This window comes from Phaeovulum sp. (genome assembly GCF_041596715.1).
GTDB lineage: Bacteria > Pseudomonadota > Alphaproteobacteria > Rhodobacterales > Rhodobacteraceae > UBA6213.
On record NZ_JBFHIA010000152.1, the window covers coordinates 1 to 7,734 of the forward strand.

Sequence of the window (7,734 nt, forward strand, 5' to 3'; positions counted from 1 at the left end):
ACTGCCTGCATTGTCAGGTTCTGTATCAATCAAAAACAAAATGCCCGGTGGTGATCCGGCAACTCAAACGGCGCGAAGCCGTGGGTGCTGCCCCGTCGCTAACCCGTGAGGCCAAGGGCCGGGCACCTGACTTAACCCAATAAAGAGAGGATCAAAACCATGACGGAACACAAGAATACCGGTATCAGCAGACGCAGTCTGCTGGGTGCAACCGCGGGCGGTGCCGCGCTGATCGGCGCTGGTGGATCACGGCTTGCGCTGATGGGCGGCGTCGCCGCCGCGGGAACGGTCGCGGCGACCGGCGCTCGCGCCTCGGAGAACGTTCCCGGCCCCGGCGAGTTGGACGAGTATTACGGCTTCTGGTCCTCGGGCCAGACGGGCGAGATGCGTATTCTGGGCATTCCGTCGATGCGTGAATTGATGCGCGTGCCGGTGTTCAACCGCTGCTCGGCCACGGGGTGGGGTCAGACCAACGAGTCGCTCAAGATCATGACCGAGAACCTGACCGAAAAGACCCGCAAGCAATTGGCGGCCGATGGCAAGAAGGTGCACGACAACGGCGACCTGCACCACGTCCACATGTCGTTCACCGAAGGGAAATACGACGGCCGTTTCCTGTTCATGAACGACAAGGCCAACACGCGCGTGGCGCGGGTGCGCTGCGATGTGATGAAATGCGACAAGATCCTCGAGATTCCCAACGCCAAGGCAATCCACGGCCTTCGCCCGCAAAAATGGCCGCGCACCAACTACGTATTTGCCAACGGCGAAGACGAAACGCCGATGGTCAACGACGGCTCGGTCCTCGATGATCCCAGCAAGTATGTAAACTTCTTCACCGCCGTGAATGCCGACGAAATGACCGTGGCATGGCAGGTGATGGTTTCGGGCAACCTCGACAACTGCGATGCCGACTATGACGGCAAATATGCCTTCTCCACCTCTTACAACTCGGAAATGGGCATGAACACCGCCGAGATGATGGCCGCCGAGATGGACCATGTGGTGGTGTTCAACATCGCAGAGATCGAGAAGGGCCTCGCCGCCGGCGACTTCATTGAACTCAACGGCGTCAAGGTCATCGACGGGCGGAAAGGGCAAAACAAGCAGTACACCCGCTACATCCCGATTCCGAACAGCCCGCACGGCTGCAACATGGCGCCCGACCGCATCCACCTTTGCATCAACGGGAAGTTGTCGCCCACCGTTTCGGTCATCGACGTGCGCAAGCTGGATGCGCTGTTCGCCTCGGATATCGACCCGCGCTCGGCAGTGGTGGCAGAACCGGAACTGGGCCTTGGGCCGTTGCACACCGCCTTCGACGGCAAGGGCAACGCGTTCACCACGCTGTTCCTCGACAGCCAGGTGGTGAAGTGGAACCTCGAAAAAGCGGTGCGCGCCTATGCGGGTGAAAACGTCGATCCGATCATCGCCAAAGCAGATGTGCACTATCAGCCCGGCCACAACTCTACCTCGATGGGCGAAACGCTTGAGGCGGACGGCAAGTGGTATATCTCGATGAACAAGTTCTCCAAGGACCGCTTCATCAACGTGGGGCCGCTCAAACCCGAGAACGAACAGCTGTTTGCGATCGAGGGCGATACTCTGACGCTGGTGCATGACGGCCCGACCTTTGCCGAACCGCATGACAGCATCATCGTGCACCGCTCTGTGGTGAACCCACGCAGCATCTGGGACCGCAATGACCAGATGTGGGCAGAAACGCGCGCGCAAGCCGAGCGTGACGGGGTCAATATCGACGATTGGGTCGATACGGTGATCCGCGATGGCAACAAGGTGCGCGTCTACATGTCGTCGATCGCGCCAACCTTCAGCATCGAAAGCTTTACCGTGACCGAAGGCGACGAAGTCACCGTGATCATGACCAACCTCGACGATATCGACGACCTGACCCACGGCTTCACCATGGGCAACCACGGCGTGGCGATGGAAGTGTCGCCGCAGCAAACATCATCGGTCACATTCGTGGCGGCAAACCCGGGCGTCTACTGGTATTATTGCCAGTGGTTCTGCCATGCGCTGCACATGGAAATGCGCGGCCGTATGCTTGTGCAACCGAAGGCCTGATGCCATGAAGCGCACCGGATTTCTTGTGTTTGCCCTGCTGGCCTTCGCCGCCGCGCCTGTTTTGGCGGCCGAATTGCAGGTGCCCGCCGAGCCCGGTGCGCTGACCCTTGCGATCGCCGGGGCAAGCCCCGGCGATGTGCTGATACTCGCACCGGGCCGCCACGCTGGCCCGGTGCTTCTCGACCGCCCCATCACGCTTGATGGGCAAGGCGCAGCGCTGGTTGAAGGAACGGGCACCGGCAGCGTCATCACGGTTACCGGCACCGACATTACGGTGCGTGGGCTTGAAATTAGCGGCTCGGGTTCATCGCACGGCACCATCGACTCGGGCGTAAAAATCGACAAGGACGCCGAGCGCGTGACGGTTGAGGGCAACCGTATCCTTGAAAACCTGCACGGCGTCGATGTGCACGGCGCGCGCGACAGCATCGTGCGCGACAACATCATCATCGGGCGACGCGACAATCGCATGAATGATCGCGGCAATGGCATCTATGTCTGGGATGCGCCGGGCACGCTGCTTGAGGGCAATTTCATCCGCTATGGCCGCGACGGGATCTTTTCCAATTCCTCGCGCGACAGCATCTATCGCGGCAACACGATACGCGATCTGCGCTACGCCGTTCACTACATGTATACCAACCGCTCCGAGGTGTCGGGCAATGTCTCGATCGGCAATCACCTTGGCTTTGCACTGATGTATTCGACCAGCATCGTTGTGAAGGACAATGTCTCGCTTGACGATCGCGACCACGGGTTGATGCTGAACTTCGCGAACAGTTCGGAAATATCCAATAATCGTGTGCAGGGCGCGGATAAGTGCACCTTCATCTACAACGCCCATCGCAACACCATCACCGGCAACCGCTTTGAGAGCTGCGAGACTGGCATTCACTTCACGGCCGGTTCGGAGCGCAACGACATAGCCGACAACGCCTTCATCGCCAATCGCACGCAAGTCAAATACGTGGGCACCCGCAATGTTGAGTGGAGCGCAGGCGGGCTTGGCAATTACTGGTCGGACCATGCCGCGTTCGACCTTGGCGGCGATGGCATCGCAGATACGGTGTTTCGCCCCAATGATCTGATGGACCACATCCTGTGGACCCAACCCGCCACGGCCTTGCTGCTTGGATCACCCGCCGTGCATCTGGTGCGCTGGAGCCAGTCTAGCTTTCCTGCGCTTTTGCCGGGTGGCGTAGTCGATAGTCACCCGCTGATGCAGCCCCCCGTCACCCCGATTTCCGCCGATGTCGCTGCAATGGCGGCCGAAGCGCCGCCCGCTTGGCAAATAGAAAGGCAAAGCGATGAAAAGTTTGACCCTCTCGCACGTCACTAAGACGTTTGGCGCAACACAGGCGCTGTGCGACGTGGCGTTCAGCGTGGCGCCGGGTGAGCGGGTGGCACTGCTGGGCCATAACGGCGCGGGCAAGTCTACCTTGATGAAAATCGTGCTTGGGCTGCTGGAAGCTGATGCCGGTGAAATCGACGTGCTCGGCGCGGCACCCGGCAGCACCGCGGCGCGTGCGGGCACCGCCTATCTGCCCGAAAACGTGGCCTTTCACCCCGCCCTGACGGGGCAAGAGCAGATCCGCCATTATCTGCGCCTTCGGGGCGAAGACCCCGCGCTGGCGCTGCCGCTTTTGGAGCGCGTTGGTCTGGGCGAGGCCGCGCGCAATCGCATGGGCACCTATTCCAAGGGTATGCGCCAGCGCGTCGGGCTGGCGCAGGCGCTGATCGGCCACCCGCGCCTTCTGGTGCTCGATGAACCGACCTCTGGCCTTGATCCGGTTTCACGCCGCGAATTCTGGACCATTCTCGACGGGCTTGCGCATGAGGGGGCCGCGATTCTGCTTTCAAGCCACGCGCTGACCGAGGTCGAGGCGCGCACCGACCGCATCGTGATCTTGTCGCATGGCAGAATGGTTGCAAACGACACGCTCGCAGCGCTCCGGCAGCGCGCAGCGCTACCCACGCATCTGCAAATCACCGCCCGCCCCGGCGCCGCCGACGAGGTCGCCAAGGTGCTGCACGGGCAGCGCTGCAATGGGGTGCGGGTCGATCTGACCTGTGCGCCCGATGAAAAGCTGGCGCGGCTTGGTCAGGTTACGGCACTTGGGGCGCTGGTTGAGGATGTCGAGGTGATTCCGCCAAGCCTTGATGAAATCTACCGCTATTTCAGCACGGAGGCCGCACGATGAACCCCATTTTTGCAATCGCGGCAACCGAACTGCGGATTGCCATTCGCAACCGCTGGGTGGCGATCTCAGTTGTGACGATGGCGGTTTTTGCGCTGGTACTGACCGCGGCTGGTAGCGCGCCAAGCGGCACGCTGGGGGCAGACCGTCTGTCGCTGACCGTGGCAAGCCTTACCAGCCTTTCGGTTTATCTTGTGCCACTGATCGCGTTGCTGATGTCATTCGACGCAGTGGCTGGCGAGGTGGAACGAGGAACGCTGGCGCTTGCGCTGACCTACCCCGGTTCGCGCGCCGCAATGCTTGCCGGCAAGTTCATGGCGCATCTGGGCATTCTGGCACTCGCGGTGGCGGTGGGCTACGGCATTGCCGCGGTGGCGACGCTGGCAAGCGATATCCGCGCAGTGGCGGGCCTTGGCGCGCTCTGGCGGCTTTACTGGAGCTCGCTCTTGCTGGGGGCTACGTTCCTTGGCGTAGGATATGCGGCATCTGCATGGGCGCGGCGGCCGGGTGCGGCGGCGGGCTTGGTTGTCGGGATCTGGCTGGGGGCTGTGGTTCTTTACGATCTGGGCCTGCTTGCGGCGGTCGTCGCCGATGAGGGGGGCGCATTTACCCGCTACGTTTTCCCCTGGCTGTTGATGGGCAACCCCGCAGATGCCTTCAGGCTGTTCAACCTTGCCGCATCGGGGGCCACCTCCGCCGCAGCAGGTGTGGCGGGTGCCGCTGCAATGGTGCCTGCATGGCAAGCGCTGGGGCTGATGCTGCTGTGGCCGCTGGGTGCCTTTTTGCTGGCAAATGCAGCGTTTCGGAAGCTGGCACCATGAGCACAAGCCCCATTCTGAATAGGAGGCCGACATGAACGCCCTGCCCCGCCGTAGATTTCTGCAAATCAGTGCTGCCGCCTTGGCGGGGACTGCAACCGGCGTGTCGGCCCAAGCCGCAGCGCCCGTGCAATGGCGCGGTGTCGCGATGGGTGCGGGTGCCACGATCACGCTGGCGCATCCCGACGCGGAGGCCCTGATCGCCAGCGCCCTTGCAGAAATCGCTAGGCTGGAGCGTATTTTCAGCCTGCATGATGCGGCCTCGGCGGTATCGCGGTTGAATGCAACCGGGCGGCTGGAAACGCCTCCCTTCGAATTGCTTGAATGTTTTGCGCTTTGCAGCGCGGTTCATACCGCCAGCGGCGGGCGGTTTGACCCGACGGTGCAACCGCTTTGGCAGCTTTACGCGGAAAGCGCGGGGCAAGCCCCGGCACAGGCCGCACTGGCAGAACGCTTGGCGTTGGTGGGCTGGCAGGCGGTGCGCTTTGATGCAGACGCCGTGCACCTGCCCCACCCCGGCATGGCGATTACATTGAATGGCGTGGCGCAAGGCTATGTTGCCGACCGCGTCGCGGCGCTGCTGCGCACAAAAGGGCTGCGCGACGTGCTGGTGAACACGGGCGAGTTTCACGCGCTTGGCGTAGCACCCGACGGCCATGACTGGCGGATTGCGCTGGATGATCGCAGCGGCATTGCGCCCAGCCCCGTTTCGCTGCGCGACGGCGCAATGGCAAGCTCTGCTCCGCGCGGCACCACGTTCGACGCGGCAGAGCAGATCGGCCATATTCTCGATCCGCAAAGCGGCCTTCCTGCGCGAACACCTTGGCAGTTGATCAGCGTGACCGCGCCGCAAGCGGCGCTGGCCGACGCGCTGAGCACTGCGATGTGCCTGATGGACCGGGCCGAGATGACAGCGCTGCTAGGCCAGTTCCCCGCGGCCCGTCTGGTGCATCTAAGCTAGGGCGCGCGGCGCGGTGGCTTACGGTGCACCGCACCTGCGTGCCTTCTGGCTCAGTTTTCGCGGAATGCGCGCGACATTGAATCCTTGATGGGTTTGGCGAGATAGTCGAAGAACGTGCGCGTTTCGGTTTCGACCATGATCTGCGCGGGCATACCCGGCGTGGGCGAAAACCCCTGAACGCGGGCCATCTCGCTCGGGTCCAGACTGATCCGCGCAAGATAAACGTCCTGCTGCTGCGTGCGCATGTCGCCGGGCACCGAGTCGGCCGAAATGTAGAACACGTGGCCCTCGAGTATCGGCGTGGTTCGCCGGTTGAGCGCGGTCAGTTGCACCGAGGCAAGTTGGCCGACGCGAACGTTGTCGATTTCGGTGCGCGGAATCTGTGTCTCGATGATCAGCGGAACATCCTGCGGCAGGATTTCGGCAATGGGCTTGCCACCCTCGATCACACCGCCGGGCGAGTTGTAATACATCCGCACGATGACGCCCGTCACCGGCGCGTTGATCACAGTCCGGCGCATCACGTTTTGCGCGTTGCGATGCTGCTCGCGCACGCTATCCAATTCGGCCTCGATGGCCTGCATTTCGTCCAGCGCCCCTTGCCGATAGGCATTGCGGGTCTGCACGATCTGCTGGCGATACTTTTCGGAAATCAGGCCGGTTTCCTTGATCTCGGCGTCAAGCCGCCCGATCTGGCCGGTGGCCTCCATGACCGCGCGGCGCAGGGCGTTGACCTCTTGCATACGGATCAGGCCTTTTTCGAACAGCTGGTTCTTGGCGACGAAGTCTTCTTGCAGCAGCGCCAGTTGTTCATTGATCGCGTCAAATTGCACTTTCAGGCCAATACCACGCACATCGAGCGCGTCGATATTGGCGTTGAGCATGGCGATGTCGCTTTCGTATTTGGCGCGCGAACCGGCGAAGTTCAGATTCTGGCTTGCAACGATTTCGGCCACGTCGGGGTCGGTCATGACACCCTGCATATTTTCGGGGAAGGTGATCGAAAGACCTTCGTTGAACTCGGCTTGCAGCCTTGCGTTGATCGCCTCGAGGCGAGCCAGACGCAAGAATAACTCGCGCTCATTGGCACGCGCGGCTGTCTCGTCAAGATAGATCAGCGGTTGGCCTTTTTGCACCAGATCGCCTTCTTCAACCGTGATCTCGTTGATGATGCCGCCTTCAAGGTGCTGAACGATCGTGTTTTTCCCGGTGGCAACAAAACTGCCTTGCGAAATGACGGCAGCGGCAAGCGGCGCGTTGAAGGCCCAATAGCCAAAGCCGCAAATCGCAAAAACGAACAACAGCAACCCAACGATGGTGATGCCCCGCACCGAGCGAGGCACTTCGTCATACCATTCAATCGCATGGTAAGATGGACGGGAAGGCACAGGAACTAGGGTCATTTGGTCTCGTCTCCTGGATTTCCGCGAGGCACGGGCTGGGTGTTCTTGCGGCGATTGGACAGTTCCTGAAGCACCTGATTGCGTGTGCCGAACATGCCAACTGCACCGCTGGCAAGCATCAGCACCTTGTCCACCGAGCCCAGCAGCGCCGATTTCTGGGTAATCACCACCACCGTCGTGCCTTGTTGCTTGGCATGTGCCATGGCGCGGGCCAGTGCCTGATCCCCCGAGCTATCGAGGTTTGAGTTCGGCTCGTCGAGCACCAC

At 61.6% G+C, this 7,734-nt stretch carries 6 protein-coding genes and 1 pseudogene; 5 read left to right on the top strand and 2 right to left on the bottom strand.

Going from position 1 to position 7,734, the window contains the following annotated elements; genetic code table 11:
• The first annotated feature begins 159 nt into the window (after positions 1-159).
• Genes nosZ through ABY403_RS10960 form a run of 5 tightly spaced genes read left to right on the top strand, consistent with a single transcriptional unit; the run spans position 160 to position 6,065 of the window.
• Positions 160-2,088, top strand: a complete 1,929-nt coding sequence (gene nosZ, locus ABY403_RS10940; protein WP_372840843.1) for a TAT-dependent nitrous-oxide reductase — start codon at positions 160-162, stop codon at positions 2,086-2,088.
• A 4-nt stretch (positions 2,089-2,092) separates the two neighbouring features.
• Positions 2,093-3,427 (top strand): nitrous oxide reductase family maturation protein NosD, encoded by a 1,335-nt coding sequence (locus ABY403_RS10945; protein WP_372840844.1) that lies wholly within the window; start codon positions 2,093-2,095, stop codon positions 3,425-3,427.
• Positions 3,396-4,289, top strand: coding sequence for an ABC transporter ATP-binding protein (locus ABY403_RS10950; RefSeq protein WP_372840845.1), 894 nt, complete (start codon positions 3,396-3,398; stop codon positions 4,287-4,289). Before ABY403_RS10945 ends, ABY403_RS10950 begins: the two co-directional genes overlap by 32 nt.
• On the top strand, positions 4,286-5,107 hold the full coding sequence (locus ABY403_RS10955) for an ABC transporter permease (protein ID WP_372840846.1): 822 nt from the start codon (positions 4,286-4,288) through the stop codon (positions 5,105-5,107). The genes ABY403_RS10950 and ABY403_RS10955 overlap by 4 nt, the downstream gene beginning before the upstream one ends.
• 31 nt (positions 5,108-5,138) lie before the next feature.
• A complete protein-coding gene (locus ABY403_RS10960; protein ID WP_372840847.1) occupies positions 5,139-6,065 on the top strand; it encodes an FAD:protein FMN transferase in 927 nt (308 codons plus the stop codon).
• A 50-nt stretch (positions 6,066-6,115) separates the two neighbouring features.
• Here ABY403_RS10960 and ABY403_RS10965 read toward each other — a convergent pair whose 3' ends face one another.
• Both ABY403_RS10965 and ABY403_RS10970 read right to left on the bottom strand, forming a co-directional pair.
• Positions 6,116-7,468: an HlyD family type I secretion periplasmic adaptor subunit gene (locus ABY403_RS10965; RefSeq protein ID WP_372840848.1), complete on the bottom strand. Its 1,353-nt coding sequence runs from the start codon at positions 7,466-7,468 to the stop codon at positions 6,116-6,118.
• Positions 7,465-7,734: pseudogene (locus ABY403_RS10970) on the bottom strand (type I secretion system permease/ATPase); the annotation flags it as partial. The pseudogene ABY403_RS10970 and the gene ABY403_RS10965, both read right to left, overlap by 4 nt.